13 protein-coding genes are annotated in these 14,435 nt (G+C 72.4%); 5 read left to right on the top strand and 8 right to left on the bottom strand.

The window, feature by feature from the left end; all coding sequences use genetic code 11:
• Positions 1-154: 154 nt before the first annotated feature.
• Positions 155-976, top strand: coding sequence for a peptidoglycan-binding domain-containing protein (locus OHT01_RS05115; RefSeq protein ID WP_328551911.1), 822 nt, complete (start codon positions 155-157; stop codon positions 974-976).
• Positions 977-1,162: 186 nt separating this feature from the next.
• On the opposite strand, the gene OHT01_RS05110 is transcribed toward OHT01_RS05115, so the two are convergent.
• Entirely contained in the window at positions 1,163-1,927 is a 765-nt protein-coding gene (locus OHT01_RS05110; RefSeq protein ID WP_328551910.1) for a nucleoside/nucleotide kinase family protein, read from the bottom strand.
• Between the two features lie 262 nt (positions 1,928-2,189).
• Here OHT01_RS05110 and OHT01_RS05105 point away from each other — a divergent pair, with 262 nt between their 5' ends.
• On the top strand, positions 2,190-2,930 hold the full coding sequence (locus OHT01_RS05105; protein ID WP_328551909.1) for a beta-phosphoglucomutase family hydrolase: 741 nt from the start codon (positions 2,190-2,192) through the stop codon (positions 2,928-2,930).
• Entirely contained in the window at positions 2,927-5,272 is a 2,346-nt protein-coding gene (locus tag OHT01_RS05100; protein ID WP_328551908.1) for a glycoside hydrolase family 65 protein, read from the top strand. Before OHT01_RS05105 ends, OHT01_RS05100 begins: the two co-directional genes overlap by 4 nt.
• Positions 5,273-5,297: 25 nt before the next feature.
• On the opposite strand, the gene OHT01_RS05095 is transcribed toward OHT01_RS05100, so the two are convergent.
• The 6 genes from OHT01_RS05095 to OHT01_RS05070 all read right to left on the bottom strand — a co-directional run bounded on the left by OHT01_RS05095 (position 5,298) and on the right by OHT01_RS05070 (position 11,634).
• Positions 5,298-6,566, bottom strand: a complete 1,269-nt coding sequence (locus OHT01_RS05095; protein ID WP_328551907.1) for a serine hydrolase domain-containing protein — start codon at positions 6,564-6,566, stop codon at positions 5,298-5,300.
• A 416-nt stretch (positions 6,567-6,982) separates the two neighbouring features.
• The gene (locus OHT01_RS05090) at positions 6,983-8,506 is read right to left on the bottom strand and encodes a CAP domain-containing protein (protein ID WP_328551906.1); all 1,524 of its coding nucleotides are present in this window, start codon (positions 8,504-8,506) and stop codon (positions 6,983-6,985) included.
• 86 nt (positions 8,507-8,592) lie between these two features.
• Complete coding sequence (locus OHT01_RS05085; protein WP_328551905.1) at positions 8,593-8,949, bottom strand: DUF1232 domain-containing protein; 357 nt, start codon at positions 8,947-8,949, stop codon at positions 8,593-8,595.
• 118 nt (positions 8,950-9,067) lie between these two features.
• Positions 9,068-9,970 (bottom strand): MBL fold metallo-hydrolase, encoded by a 903-nt coding sequence (locus tag OHT01_RS05080; protein ID WP_328551904.1) that lies wholly within the window; start codon positions 9,968-9,970, stop codon positions 9,068-9,070.
• Between the two features lie 49 nt (positions 9,971-10,019).
• Positions 10,020-10,403 (bottom strand): hypothetical protein, encoded by a 384-nt coding sequence (locus OHT01_RS05075; RefSeq protein WP_328551903.1) that lies wholly within the window; start codon positions 10,401-10,403, stop codon positions 10,020-10,022.
• Between the two features lie 307 nt (positions 10,404-10,710).
• A complete protein-coding gene (locus tag OHT01_RS05070) occupies positions 10,711-11,634 on the bottom strand; it encodes a MurR/RpiR family transcriptional regulator (RefSeq protein WP_328551902.1) in 924 nt (307 codons plus the stop codon).
• Between the two features lie 191 nt (positions 11,635-11,825).
• On the opposite strand from OHT01_RS05070, the gene OHT01_RS05065 reads away from it, so the two are divergent.
• Both OHT01_RS05065 and OHT01_RS05060 read left to right on the top strand, forming a co-directional pair.
• Positions 11,826-12,224, top strand: coding sequence for a hypothetical protein (locus OHT01_RS05065; protein WP_328551901.1), 399 nt, complete (start codon positions 11,826-11,828; stop codon positions 12,222-12,224).
• Positions 12,221-13,057, top strand: coding sequence for a DUF1206 domain-containing protein (locus tag OHT01_RS05060; protein WP_328551900.1), 837 nt, complete (start codon positions 12,221-12,223; stop codon positions 13,055-13,057). Before OHT01_RS05065 ends, OHT01_RS05060 begins: the two co-directional genes overlap by 4 nt.
• Positions 13,058-13,130: 73 nt before the next feature.
• Here OHT01_RS05060 and OHT01_RS05055 read toward each other — a convergent pair whose 3' ends face one another.
• Entirely contained in the window at positions 13,131-14,423 is a 1,293-nt protein-coding gene (locus OHT01_RS05055) for a ThuA domain-containing protein (protein ID WP_328551899.1), read from the bottom strand.
• Positions 14,424-14,435 lie beyond the last annotated feature (12 nt).

Here is a 14,435-nt window from a genome sequence, read left to right as displayed (position 1 = left end):
TGAGTTCACCTGACCGCGCCCGGGGGCGCGGCGGCGGAGCAGCCCGGCCCGACGGCGATCACCGAGGTGTGCCGCGCGCTGAACGGCCGGGCCCGCGCCCCCGTATCACTGCACAGGGACGGCGGGAGACCGCGTGTACGGAAGGGAGAGCAGTGTGGCTACACGGCCCGAACACGGGCGGCTCACCGGGCGCCCTGTGATCGAACCCACGCACATCGAGCGCCGCCGCCGCTCGGACTCCCTGGCGGAACTGCTGCGCCAGGTGCGCGAGAAGGAGGGACTGGCCGACCCGGACGAGGACTACGAGCCGATCGCGGGGCCCCTGGCCGGGACACGCCTTCCGCCGCCTCCGGAGGAGGACGAGACCGAGGAACTGCCACCGGTCCCGGGCGGGGAGGACTACACCGACGGCGCGTCGCCGGCGCACGAGCCGGACGGAGCGGAGCGACCCCTCGGCGGGCACGGGGGCCCGGACGGAGACACCGGGCCGGACGGCACGGCCAGTTTCGTCGCCGGGCTCCGTCGCCCGTTCGGGAAGAAGCGCGTGGGTGCCCACGGCCTGGACCGCGACGTGGGTCTGCGGCGCGCCGCGATCACGGTCGCCGTCACGGCGGCGGCCCTCATCGGCTTCGCCCTGGCCCTCCTCGTGCCGGGCGCGGGACGGGACGACGCGTTCCCGGCGGGAGAGGGAGTGACCCCCTCGACCGCGCCCGCCCGCGGGGCCGGGACCGCGGATCCGGACGGCGCGGGCACCCTCCGCGAAGGTGACAGCGGCCCCGAGGTAAGAGCTCTTCAGCAACGCCTGCTCCACATCCCGGACGTGTACGACCACGGCAGCACCAGCGGCACCTACGACGCCGCGCTCACCGCGGCCGTCGCCCGCTTCCAGCTCTGGTACGGCATCCGGGGCGACGAGTCGGGCGTCTACGGCAACGACACCCGGGCCGACCTGGAATCCAGGACGGCGGCCCCCTGAAACGGCCGGGGCGGGCGGCGCGGTGACGGTCGCTCCCCCCGCCCCGGCCCCCTCGCGCCGACGGACACGGTGATGTCCGCCGGGGCCGCACGCGCGCTTCCCCTCATCCGCCCGTCCGGCGGTCGCGCGGCCTCCGCCGGACGAGGCGGGCGCGCTGATGCCGGGTGAACTCCTGGGCGCGGACGCTCAGTTGTGCCGGCTCGTCCGCGAGCGCGGGAATCCCGCCGGCCCCGTGACCGCCTCCGCGACGGCGGCGTTCCCGACCTCCGGCCCGACGGCCGCCTCCTCGGTGCAGACCGTCGACCCGACGACCGCCGCCCCGACCACCAGGTCGGCGCGGTCCCGGGTCGCGGCGACCAGGTCGGCGTTGCGCTGATCCGTTCCCAGCGCCCACGCCACCGCCGCCTCGCGGTCCTTGCCGAACTCCTCATGACGTGCGACGAGCCGCCGGACGCGGTCGGCCTCGTCGGGTTCGCAGAACCACACCTCGTCGAGCTGCGCGCGGGCGCGCGCCCACGCGCCGTCGCGCAGCAGCAGGTAGTTCCCCTCCGTGACGATCAGACGGGCGGCCCGCGGAACGGGAAGGGCACCCGCCAGCGGCTGTTCGAGGACCCGCTCGAAGCCGGGCGCGTAGACGAGATCCTCCTCGTCCTCGCGCAGCCTGCGCAGCAGCGCCGCGTACCCCGCCGCGTCGAACGTGTCCGGAGCCCCCTTCCGGTCACGGCGCCCCAGCCGGTCCAGCTCGGCGTCCGCGAGATGGAACCCGTCCATCGGCACGTGGGCGACGCGGAAGGGACCGTCCTCGTCGAGCCGCCGGACCAGACGCTCGGCGAGCGTCGTCTTGCCCGCACCCGGGCTGCCGGCGATGCCGAGGAGGGCGCGCCGGCCGGGACGTACGAGCGACACCGCCCGCGCCACCAGGTCGTCGAAGGTCGGACGCGCCCCGGTCATACGAGCCCGGACCGGAACACGGGGACAGCGAATTCCATGCACCCAGTATCGACGACGCGGGGCGCGCGGGAAGTCCCGTGCCGGACGGGGCACGGACGGCGGGGAACAGGGGCCGGGAGTCCGGGCGACAGCAGCACGGACTCCAGGGAACAGGAGCGCGGGGGTGGCCACGAGCACCACACGGTCCCGCACGGCCGAACCCGACGCGCGGATGTGGCGCGTGCCACCCGGTGGAGACGGTTCCCGGGGGAAGACTGCCCGTATGACTGAGCTCGGCCTGCCGAAAGAGATCCTGGCCTGCCTCTTCGACCTCGACGGGGTGATCACCAAGACCGCCGTGGTCCACGCGGCCGCCTGGAAGCGGACGTTCGACGACTTCCTGCGCGGACGGGACGGCGACGGATTCCGTCCCTTCGACGACGCCGACGACTACGCCGCGTACGTGGACGGGCTGCCTCGCGCCGACGGTGTCCGCACCTTCCTCGCCTCGCGCGGCATCGAGCTCCCCGAAGGAACTCCCGACGACCCGCCCGACCGCGAGACCGTCCACGGCCTGGGCAACCGCAAGAACGAGCTGCTCCTCGACATGATCCGCACGGACGGGGTCGAGGCCTACGACGGGACGCTGCGCTACATCGAGGCCGTCCGGGAGCACGGGCTGCGGACCGCGGTCGTCTCCTCCAGCGCCAACTGCCGGGACGTCCTGCGCTCGGTGGGAGCGGAGTCCCTCTTCGACGTACGCATCGACGGTGTCGTCGCCGCCGAACGGCGGCTCCCGGGCAAGCCGCGCCCCGACACGTTCCTGGCCGCGGCCCACGACCTCGGTGTCGACGCGTCCGCGGCGGCCGTCTTCGAGGACGCGCTCGCCGGCATGGACGCGGGCCGCTCGGGCCACTTCGGGTACGTCGTCGGGGTGGACCGCGTCGGCCAGAGCGCCGCCCTGCGCGCCCACGGCGCCGACATCGTCGTACGCGATCTGGCCGAACTGGGGGACCCCGCGTGATAACCCATTCGTCGTACGGGGTCGAGCCCTGGGCCCTGCGGGAGAGCGAACTGCACCTCGGGCTGCTGCCGCAGAGCGAGTCCGTGTTCGCCCTCGCCAACGGCCACGTCGGCTGGCGCGGCAACCTCGACGAGGGCGAACCCCACGGCCTCCCCGGCTCCTACCTGGGCGGCGTCCACGAAGTACACCCGCTGCCCTACGCGGAGGCGGGCTACGGCTATCCGGAGTCCGGGCAGACGGTCATCAACGTCACGAACGGCAAGATCGTCCGGCTGCTCGTGGACGACGAGCCGTTCGACCTGCGCTACGGACGACTGCGTTCCCACGAGCGCGTCCTCGACCTGCGCACCGGGCTGCTCACCCGCACCTGCGAGTGGACCTCGCCCGCGGGTTCCACCGTCCGGGTGCGCTCGACCCGGCTCGTCTCCTTCACCCAACGGGCGATCGCGGCCGTCGCCTACGAGGTGGAGCCCGTCGACAGCCGCACGCGCGTGGTCGTCCAGTCCGAGCTGGTCGCCAACGAGCAACTGCCCGGCCGCACGGCCGATCCACGGGCGGCGATCGCCCTGGAGTCGCCCCTGGAGGCGGAGGAGCACTATGCGGCGGGCCGCCGGCTGCGGCTCGTGCACCGCACGCGCAACAGCGCCCTGCGGGTCGCCGCGGCCGCCGACCACGCGGTCAGCGGACCCGACCGGACCACCATGACCAGCGAGAGCAGCGACGACGTCGCCCGCCTCACGGTGACCTCGGTACTGGAACCGGGCCAGACCCTGCGCCTGGAGAAGATCGTCTCCTACGGCTGGTCGGGCAACCGTTCCCTGCCCGCTCTGAGTGACCAGGTCGACGCGGCCCTCGCCGCCGCCCAGCACGGCGGCTGGCAGCAGCTCGTCGACGAACAACGCGGCTATCTCGACGACTTCTGGGCACGCGCCGACGTCGAGGTGGGCGGCGACGAGGAGATCCAGCAGGCCGTCCGCTTCGGCCTCTTCCACGTCCTCCAGGCGGGCGCCCGTGCCGAGCAGCGCGCGATCCCCGCCAAGGGCCTGACCGGCTCCGGGTACGACGGCCACGCCTTCTGGGACACCGAGACCTTCGTCCTGCCGCTGCTCACCTACACCTCGCCCGGTGCCGTCGCCGAGGCGCTGCGCTGGCGCCAGAACACCCTCCCGGCCGCACGCGCGCGGGCCGCCCAACTCGGCCTGAGGGGCGCCGCGTTCCCCTGGCGGACCATAGCGGGCTCCGAGGGCTCGGCGTACTGGCCGGCCGGCACCGCCGCGTTCCATGTGAACGCCGACATCGCCGACGCCGTCATCCGTTACACCGCCGCCACGGGCGACACGCGCTTCGAACGCGACACCGGGGTCGAGCTGCTGACCGAGACGGCACGGCTGTGGCGCTCGCTCGGGCACCACGACCACCGCGGAGACTTCCACATCGACGGGGTGACGGGACCCGACGAGTACAGCGCCGTCGCCGACGACAACACGTACACCAACCTCATGGCCCGAGCGAACCTGCTGGCCGCCGCGGACGCCGTCGAGCGCCACCCCCGGCGGGCCGCGGAGCTGGGCGTCGACGAGGAGGAGAGCGCCGCCTGGCGCGACGCGGCCGAGGCCATGCACATCCCGTACAACAGCGAACTGCGCGTCCACGAGCAGCATGCCGGGTTCACCCGGTACCAGCGCTGGGACTTCGCCGCCACCCGCCCCGACCAGTACCCGCTGATGCTGCACTTCCCCTACTTCGACATCTACCGCAAGCAGGTCGTCAAGCAGGCCGACCTGGTGCTCGCCATGTACAAGTGCAGCCCGTTCTTCGACGAGGAGCACAAGGCCCGCAACTTCGCCTACTACGAGCCCCTCACCGTCCGCGACTCCTCCCTGTCGGCCTGCTGCCAGGCCGTCATCGCCGCCGAGACCGGTCATCCCGGCCTCGCCTACGACTACCTGGTCGAGGCCGCGCTGATGGATCTGGAGGACCTGGAGCACAACACCCGCGACGGCCTGCACATCGCCTCGCTCGCCGGGACCTGGATGGCCCTGGTCGCGGGCTTCGGCGGGCTGCGCCACCACGGGAAGAACCTGGAGTTCACTCCCCGGCTGCCGGAACGGTTCAACCGGCTCGCCTTCTCCCTGGAGGTCCTCGGCCGCCGGCTGCGCGTGGAGATCGAGCGGGACGTCGCCACGTACTCACTCACCACGGGCGGCCCCCTGGAGCTCCGCCACCACCGCGAACTCTTCACCGTCGACGCCGACAAGCCGCGCAGCCTGCCCATCCCGGCGCCGAGGCTGCGCCCCGCCCCGGACCAGCCGCCGCACCGGCGGCCGAACCCCCGGGGATGAGACGCAGCACGCGGCCGCCGGCGCCTCAGTCGAGGGTGACGTCGGGCGCGATGTCCTCGTGCCGCTCCACGGGGGCCTCGCCGGGAGCCGTGCCGGGAACGGCGGCCCGTGCGGCGGCCCCGGTCGCGGGCTTGCCGCAGAACGCGGACTCCAGGGTGCGGTACATGGTGTTGAGCACCTTGGTGTTGTTCGAGGTGTTGGCCAGCGCGGTCAGACTGCGCTTGCCGTCCTTCGTGGCGAACGCGTACGAGTAGTAGCCCTGCACGGTGCCGGTGTGCCCGTACACGGAGATCCCGCACGAGAGATCGCGGCGGCGCAGTCCGAGGCCGTAGGACGTGTTGCTGTTGACCCGCGCCCACTTCGTCATCTGGGTGAGCTGGGCGGCGGACATGAGCTTGCCGCGCAGCAGTGCGGAGAAGAACGCGTCCAGGTCGTGCGGCGTGGAGATGATGGCGCCCGCGCTCTGCGCCCAGGAGGCGGTCTGCTTCGTGGCGTCCACCAGGGCCGCTCCCGCCGTGTCGGGCGTGAGGTAGCCGTTGGTGTGGCGCCCCGGGATCGCGGTGGCGGGATGGACGTAGAAGGTGTTCGTGAGGTCCAGCGGGGTGAAGATGCGCTTCTGGTACTCGGTACCGACGCTGTGCCCGGTCAGTTTCTCGATCAGCATCCCGGCGACGACGAAGTTGGTGTTCGAGTAGGAGTACGCGGCCCCCGGCGCGTTGGTACGCGGCTTGGCCAGCGACAGCTTCACCAGGTCGCGGTAGCTGAACACCTTGTCGCGGACGGCCTCGAAACCGGGGACCGTCCGGGCGAACAGATCGTTCGTGTAGTCGTACAGACCACTGCGATGGCTCAGTACGTGCCGGACGGTGATCCTGCTGTCGGGGAGCAGGCCCGGCAGATAGCTGTCGACCGACTTGTCGAGCTTCAGCTTCCCCTCGTCGACGAGTTGGAGCAGCACGACGGCGGAGAAGGACTTGGTGATACTGCCGACGCGGAACCGGTCGTTCGTGCTGATGGTCCGTCCGGTGGCCCGGTCGGCGACTCCCTCGACCAGCCGGTGCACCGTGCCGTTGTCGTCGATTCTCGCCATCGCGCCGGGCGCTCCCTGGCCGCGCGCCGTACGCAGGATCGCGCGCAGGCCCGTGTCGTCGGGCGCCGCGGCGGCGGTCGCCGCGACCCGTTCGGTGCCGGCGCGGTCCGTGCCCGGCGACGTCGTGGCCTGCGCCGGGGCCGCCAGCAGGGACACCACGACCGCGCCGAGCGCCGTGCCCGTACCCACCGTTGTTGAGACCATCTGATCTTCTCCCCACGCCATCTGCCGGTTCGACGTCCCGGCTCGAACCGCGCCGCGGATGCGGGCGTCGGCACCATCTGTACGCGCTGAAGCGGCGCGCGGGTCGCATTGCCCGCGGATGAAGCGCAAACGGTGAAGGGGAATCGGCGAATTGGCGGAAAGGAGCTGTGCAGGGCGGCGCCCTGTGCGGACTTGGTCCGGACAGGGCGTCAGGACCTGGTCCGCGCCGCCGGGCGCGGCGTCCCGGCGGTCCGGCTGTGTCGACCGGCGGCGCGCGAACACGCGGTGCGGGTGACGGCGGGCAGCGGGAGTCGCGGGGAGAGCGCGTCACCGCGAGGGGTGGGGGACCGTCGTCAGGGGCCGAGTACGGTCGGCGGTTGACCGCGGTTGACGTGGTCGCCGGACCCGACGAGGCGTCAGCCGCCGAAGAGCTGCGTCCAGTACGTGCCGGCCCGGCCGCCCCCGGCGAGGCCGATGCCTATGTGGGTGAAGTCGCGCTTGAGGATGTTGGCCCGGTGGCCGGGACTGTCCATCCAGCCGCGGACCACCTCGGCCGGGGAGCGCTGCCCGCACGCGATGTTCTCGCCGATGGTGCGGCGGGCGCTGCCCGCCGCTGCGGCCCGGTCCCAGGGCTGACTCCCCTCGGGCGAGGTGTGCGCGTAGAAGTCGCGGGCCACCATGGCCGCGCTGTGGGCCTGGGCCGCGGTGGTCAGCGGCGCGTCGGCCGAGAGGGGCGGCAGACCGGCCGACGCCCGCTCGGCGTTGGTGAGCGTGATGACCTCGTGTGCCGTCCGCTCCAGGCCCGAGGGGCTGAACGGCCGCGCCCAGAGCGCCGTCCAGTACAGATCGCCCGAGCGGGGGTCGGGGACGCACGCCACCCCCGCCTGGTCGTAGGCCGGGTCGCACAGGACGCGCCGGGACTGCTCGCTGGTCAGGCAGTACTCGACGAACTCGCCAGGGGTGCGCGGGCCGGAGACCAGATGCTCGCCGATGGTCAGGTAGGGATAACCGGCCGACAGGACTCGCCGGTAGACGGAGGTGCCCTCCGGGATCTCCGAGCTGAGCAGTCCCCGGTCAGCCATGGCGCCGGCGTGGTCCCGGGCGGCGGCCGTCAGCCGGGCGTCGAGGCGGACGGGCGGGGCACCGGCCGCGGCCCGCGCGGAGTTGACCGGACCCAGGAAGCCGTCGGGATCGGGGACTCCACCCGGCGTCCCACCTGGCCCGCCCCGCATCTGTCCGGCCCGCACTTGTCCGCCGTGCGCCTGCCCGTCCCCCGCCGTCACGACGTGCCCGGCGCCGGGCACGGACGCCCGGCCGGTTCCGGGGCCTCGTCCGCCAACGGGTACGGAACCCCGCCCGGCTCCGGGCGCGGCAACCGCCCCCGCATCCGTGGCCGTCACGGGCCGGCCACCCGGTAGCGCTCTCGGCGGCGCCCCCGGTGTCGCCCTCGTGGGCGCGGTGTCCTCGGTGACCTCGACCCCGAAATCCCGCGCGACGCCCGCCAGTCCGTCCGCGTACCCCTGTCCGAGGGCGCGGAGCTTCCAGGCCGTACCGCGCCGGTACAGCTCGGCGAGCAGCAGTACCGTCTCCCGCTGGGGCCGGGGTGGGGTGAACCGGGCGAGGGTACGGCCGTCCGACGCGGTGACCTGCACGGTGGGGGAGGGCAGCCGGCCCAGCGGAGTCGCGGGGTCGGCGGGGCTGACGACGACGGTGACGCGGGCCGCTCCGGGCCGCAGCCGCGCCGGATCGACGGTGAGGCGGTCTCCTTCGAGTCGTGCGCCCGGCGCGGCCGGCTGGTTGTAGAACACGAAGTCGGCGTCGCCCCGCACCTTGCCGCTGTCGTCGGTGATCAGCGCGGACACGTCGAAGGGGCCCGGCACCCTGAGGGTCAGGACCCCGTCCGGCAGGGGCGTGTTGCCCCCCGGAACCAGCTCGCTCATGCCGCCGCCCGTCGGTTGGTCGTCCGTGCCGCCGCGTCCTGGGTGCGCGGCACGGGCCGTCGACCGCTCAACGGACCACCCGCGCCCTAGGGTTCCCGAGACCGGCGCGAGCCCGGCCGCGGACCGGGCACGGCGTGGAGATCGCCGGGAGCGGAGGGCGCCCGGCCCGCTGACAGGGGAGCTGCGGCGGCACGCATTGAGCGCAGGGCCAGCAGCAGGACACCGATGTCGTCCAGGTAGATCGGGTCGGGCAACAGGTCGGTCGGCAGCAGCAGATAGGCGACGGCACCCCAGAACACCCAGCGGGAGCCGGTCGGCAGCCCGGCCCGCCGCAGATCACGGCGGGTGCGGACGAGGCGGCGCAGGAGCACCAGCGCACCCGCGAGCGCGGCGGCTCCGAGGACGGCGACGACGATGACCAGGGTCCATGCGGTCGAATCCATGCGTCCGTCCAGAGCTCTCGTAGGGGTGTGGCTCCCTTCCGTGTGCCCGCCGACGGCCCCGGCTATCGCCCCGGGTACGGCCGTCCGTGCGCGGACCCCGGGAACAGGGGGATCCGGTTCAGTCCTCGCCGGGCGTCCCGGTGCGGCAGATGACGAAGTCGTCGAAGACGTGGCGGCCGGGTCGCGGGCCGACGGACTCGATCGCCCGCCGGATGTCCGACAGCTGATCCGTGGTCATCTCGAGGGGCGGCTCGTCGGGCTGGTAGGTGGTCCGTACAGGGTAGTCCCGTCCCGGTTCCCGGGTCATCTCGATGTGACAGCCGAGCACATGGGTGACGGGTCGTCGGGCGCAGAAGTCGATCAGCCGGTCGACGCTGCGGGTGAACGCCGGCCAGTCCTCGACGTACAGGCGCCCCGGATAGACCGTGTCGCCCGTGAGCAGGAACCCGGTCCAGGGGTCGAAGAACGTCACCGCGGCCTCGTGGTGCCCCGGCGTCGCCAGGCATTCCAGCACCCGGCCGCCGAGATCGACGCGGGCGCCGGCGCCGGGATCGTCATGGAACCCGAAGAAGTCCCAGGCGCTGTCGAGAGCCGCGTCCACGACCACGGTGCCGGGGCGGCCGGTGAACTGGCCGTCCCCCGCGACGTGGTCGCCGTGCGGATGGGTGTGCAGCACCAGCAGCCCGTAGTCGTCACGGGGATGCCGGGCCAGCCAGGACTCCATCACCTCGTCCACGACGCGACGCAGCGGGAAGTGGTCGGCCGAGGCGGTGGCGCCCGTGTCGATCAGGAGGGCCCGACCGGTTCCGAACAGCAGGAACATGAAGGGCGCTTCGTAGTCGATCGCCATGTTCTGGCGAAGGATCACCGTGTGCTCGTCGTAGGCGTGGACCTGGATGTCGGGGTCCGTGTTGCGCTTGGCCGAGGGTGAGCCGTGGATCCACCGCACGTCGAACGGGGTGGCAGGTGCGGGATCGCCGCTTCTGCCGGTGCCCTCGGTCCGCTGCTCGGCTCTGTCCACGGTGTCTCCCTCGGGCCTGGTTCCGCCGGACCGCGGCAGGTCCGGGACCTCAGTGTCGCGGGTGGGCGTGCTCCACCAGCGCCTGCGACACCGTACGGATGCTCCGGGCGATGTGCTGGAGCTGCATGAGCTCGGCGGCGTACAGCTTGATGGTGTGCTCGATGACCCCCTCCTGCAGACCGAGGCCGGGCAGCTCGGAGCGCGCGGTCTGCAGTGCCGTGCGGGCGACCCTTATCTCCTGCTGCACCTGGAGGTGCGCGTGGCGGGCGAGCAGGACGGGGTGCTTGTGCAGGACGGGGTAGCTCGCGTAGCGGCTCGGCACCAGCTCGCGCAGCCATTTCACCGCCGATCGCTCCCAGTCGAAGCTGCCGGGGGTCTTGACCTGGCACGGCCAGTCCGAGGTGATCGGTGAATACGTCAGGGCCATGTTCATCGCTTCCGGGTTACGTCGGCGGGGGACTATGGGGGCGGCCCCGGCATAGGGGGACCGGGGCCGCCACCACGGGCCTCGCAGGCGAGACCCGCTCGAACACCCGGGACCCGATGCGGGTAGGAGCGGGGGCCCCGGGTGGTCATGGGCAGTGACCTGGAGGGCTCCAGGTCACTATCCGAAAGAAGTATTTATATATGCCGCCGGAAGCGCAAGAGCATGAAAACATTCATGCGTGCTTTGATGTGAATGATCCCGTGATGTCGTGGTGACAGCCGGTACGGGAGAGGGGTGCCGCGTGGTGCCGCGGTCAGTCCCGCAGGAAGAACTGGTGCTGCTCGGCGACCTGCTCGTACTCCTCCAGGCGGGCCTGGGTGCGCTCCGGATCGGCGTCGGTCATGGCCTGGAGCAGTGCCGCGGACAGGACCACGGGCGCCGAGTAGGAGTCGAACACGAGGCGGGAGCCGGTGCCGGTGGCGAAGGTGACGTCGGCCTCGTCGGCCAGCGGGCCGAGCCCGAGGTCGGTGATCAGCGCCACCTTGAGTCCGGCGCTGCGGGCGACCCGCATGGCCGTGAGCGTCTCCTGGGCGTGCCGGGGCATTCCGAAGGCCAGGACCCAGGTGCCGCCCGCCTCGCGCGACTGGAGCAGCGCGTCGTAGGCGACCGAGCCGCCGCGGCTCACCACCCGCACATCGGGGTGGATACGACGGGCGGCGTACGCGAAGTACTCGGCCAGCGAGCCGGAGATCCGCAGCCCGAGAACCGTCAGCGGCGCCGACTTCGACAGGGCCCGCCCGACGCGGATGACCTGGTCGGGATCGGCGAAGTCCCGCCGCAGGTTCTCCAGGTTCTCGATCTCGGCGTCCACCGCCGCCTGGAGCTCGTTGCTCGTGACCTCGGCCGGCGTTCCCGGAGCGCTGCCGAGGGTGCTGAGCGCGATGGCCTGGAGGCTCTCACGCAACGCGGGGTACCCGCTGAACCCGACCGCCGCCGCGAAGCGGGTCACGGAGGGCTGGCTCACGCCGACCCGCTCGGCGAGGTCGGTGATCGACAGGAACGCCGCCTCGGTGATGTGCTCGATCAGGTACTGGGCGATGCGCCGCTGGCCCGGGGAGAGCCGGGGGCCGTCGAACAGTTCCCTGAGCTGGGACGTGGGTGCCACACCCGCCTCGGGAGCCGTCTTGCCCGAGGTGATCGCGGATGCCTGTGCGCGTGCCTGCTGCGGCGATGGCACCGGTGCGCCTCCTTGATGTCCCACGAGAACTCAACATAGCTCACGGACCTTTCTGACCTGGGCCGGTATCGGCGCAAGCAATGCGTGCGTTCCCTGTTTCGCATGTGATCGCGGGGTACCCGTACAGGCATCACGACGTGCTCGTTCGCGGGCGCGCGTGCCTTTTCGCCGACGCGAGGGAGAGGGTTTTCATGAGCGTGCAACAACTGCCCGCGTCAACGGTTCACGTGATGCTCGGCGACTGCTCCGCGGCGGACGCGAGGAGCGTGTTCGCCGTTCTGTCCGGCCGGTTCACCGCGGACCCCGAGGGTGCGGCCGAGCCGCACGAGTCCGCGAGCGGCCGGCCGACGGTGTGGACCGCGCTGTTCGACACCGCCGGTGATCCCCGGGATCCCGGCGGGCCTGTCGTGGAACTTTCGGGGCAGCCGACAGTGGAGGCACAGGGCGGCCCCCTCGCGACGAGACATCTGCGGGAGGCACTCGGTGCCGCCTTCACCGTGCACGAGCTGGGCACGGAGGCCGGTGACCAGGAGGTACAGATGAAGCTGCGACTGGATTCGAGTACGGCGCACGAGACACGGTCCGCGTGAACGCCGGGACGGCGGCCCGCAGCTCGGAGCTCGGCGCCCGCCGCGCGGCGACGGGCTCGGGACGGGAAGGCGCGGCCCGCGCGGGACTGGCCGCGCGCGGGGTGATCTACGCCCTGGTCGGGGTACTGGCCCTGCGGATCGCCTTCGGCGACAGCGGAGGGCGGCAGGCGGACCGGGGCGGCGCCCTGGAGGAGATCGCCTCGAAGCCGTTCGGCGCCGCCCTGCTCTGGGCCCTGGGCGCCGGACTCGTGGGCATGGCGCTGTGGCGGCTGTCCGAGGCGGTGTTCGGCGCCGCCGGGCAGGACGGCGGCGCGGCGGGCAAGCGCCTCATGTCGGCCGGGCGGTGCGTGTTCTACGGGTTCGTCGCCTACTCCGTACTCGCCTTCGCGGCCGGATCGCGCGGCAGCGGTTCGGGCGACCGGCAGTCCCGGGACGTCACGGCCAAGGCCCTCGGCCTGCCCGGTGGCCAGTGGATCGTCGGCGCCGCCGGCGCGGGGCTGGTCGTGGCCGGCGTCTGGATCGCCGCGCGGGCGGTCATGCGCAAGTACCACAAGCATCTGAAGCTCGGTGAGATGTCACGCCGGGTCCGCAAGGCCGTCGACACGGCGGGCGTGGGCGGCGGGGCCGCGCGGGGCGTGGTGTTCGCCGCGGCGGGGGCCTTCGCGGTCCGGGCCGCCGTGGACTACGAACCCGACCAGGCCAAGGGGATGGACGGCACCCTGCGGTCCTTCGCCGGAACCCCGATGGGCCCGTGGCTGCTGGCCTGCGTCGCGGCGGGGCTGGTCCTGTTCGGGCTGTTCTCCTTCGCGATGGCCCGGTGGCGGAAGGTGTGAGGCCGCGCGGGCTCCCACGCGGGGGTGCCCCCGTCACGCGGACGTGACGGGGGCACCTTTCGAGCGCCGCGGGTCAGGGCTGCGCGGTGAGTGCGAAGCTCTGTGCGGCGGAGCCGTCACAGGTGCGCTGGGTGAGCTGCACGCTGTTCGCCGCGGAACCCGCCGCGCTCAGACACTTGCCGCTGTGCCGGGCGGTGAAGTGATAGCGCCCGCTGCTCTCCCGCACCGGCAGCCATTGCTGGTTCTGGCCGTTCGACCAACTCCACAGCTGCAACGGCGCGTTGTCGGCCGTCGAACGGTCGGTGACGTCGACGACCTGCTGCGGGTCCGGGCGGAGCGTGATCCGCGTGTAGCCGCTGTCCGTCGAGCGGAACTGGAACTGCTGCGCCTGCGTGCCGTTGCACGCGTACTGCTGGATCGCGGTCCCGTTCGCCGTGCCGGCCGAACGGGCGTCCACGCAGGTGCCGTTGCCGGAGTTGGCGAGGGAGTACCAGGTGGTCTCGGAGATCGGGTCCGCCGGTGGCACCGACGAGCCCGCCCCGCCGAGCCATTTGAGTCCGTCCAGCAGGAACCGGTTCTGCGTCGCGCTCGCGAACGTCGACGAGAGCGTCGTGTTCGTCGCGTAGTCCATCGCGTTGTGGCCGAAGTTCGCGTACAGCATCCGGTACTTCGCGTTGGTCCACAGGATCGGGTAGTAGCCGCTGTTCCAGGTCTGGCCCGGGTCCGTGCCGAGCGGGAAGCTGCTCGGGTCGATCGAGGCGAGAATCCTGATGTCCGGGTTCTGCCGCAGGTCGTTGGACCAGCTGTACCACTCGCTGACCGACGAGGTGAAGGTCGCGGGCAGGCTGACGGTGGAGGGATGTGTGCGGTCCTCCACCTTCAGGACGGCCGTGGTCGGCCCCCAGGTGTTGGACCTGAAGTCACCGCTGCCGAGGAACTGGTCGTGATACCACGGCCAGCTCTGCGCGTCGGTGGTGAAGGCGGAGACGTGGAAGCCCAGCCAGCCGCCTCCCCCGCGCATGTACTGCTCGAAACCGGCGCGTTGGGCCACGGTCTGCGGCAGGTCGTCGAGGAACAGGACGACCTGGTACGCGTTCACGCCTCCGTTGCTGAGCAGGTCCCAGTCGTTGCTGGCCGTGTAGGTGAAACCGTTCGCCGCGGCCTGCTTCGGGAACCAGTCGTTGGCCTCGTGGACGAAGCTGATGTGAGCGGCGTCCCAGGTGCCGTTGTAGAGGGCGAGCACCTTGAACGGGGCCGCCGCGGTCGTGGCGTGCGCGGCGGGCGGCGCCGCGAGGCCGAGCAGGGTCGCCAGGAGCACGAGGACCCGCAGGACACCGCGCGCCGGACCGGATTCGCTGATGCGCATCCGACTCTCCTT

Source organism: Streptomyces sp. NBC_00358, assembly GCF_036099295.1.
Classification (GTDB): Bacteria; Actinomycetota; Actinomycetes; order Streptomycetales; family Streptomycetaceae; genus Streptomyces.
Note: the sequence above shows the minus strand (reverse complement) of the source record. Positions and strands in the feature narration are given on the sequence as shown.

Bases quoted from the DNA above. Each gene is read 5' to 3' on its own strand.
- OHT01_RS05110 (WP_328551910.1), bottom strand. From the start codon at position 1,927: ATGACCGGGGCGCGTCCGACCTTCGACGACCTGGTGGCGCGGGCGGTG.
- OHT01_RS05105 (WP_328551909.1), top strand. From the start codon at position 2,190: ATGACTGAGCTCGGCCTGCCGAAAGAGATCCTGGCCTGCCTCTTCGAC.
- OHT01_RS05095 (WP_328551907.1), bottom strand. From the start codon at position 6,566: ATGGTCTCAACAACGGTGGGTACGGGCACGGCGCTCGGCGCGGTCGTG.
- OHT01_RS05090 (WP_328551906.1), bottom strand. From the start codon at position 8,506: ATGAGCGAGCTGGTTCCGGGGGGCAACACGCCCCTGCCGGACGGGGTC.
- OHT01_RS05085 (WP_328551905.1), bottom strand. From the start codon at position 8,949: ATGGATTCGACCGCATGGACCCTGGTCATCGTCGTCGCCGTCCTCGGA.
- OHT01_RS05075 (WP_328551903.1), bottom strand. From the start codon at position 10,403: ATGAACATGGCCCTGACGTATTCACCGATCACCTCGGACTGGCCGTGC.
- OHT01_RS05065 (WP_328551901.1), top strand. From the start codon at position 11,826: ATGAGCGTGCAACAACTGCCCGCGTCAACGGTTCACGTGATGCTCGGC.
- OHT01_RS05055 (WP_328551899.1), bottom strand. From the start codon at position 14,423: ATGCGCATCAGCGAATCCGGTCCGGCGCGCGGTGTCCTGCGGGTCCTC.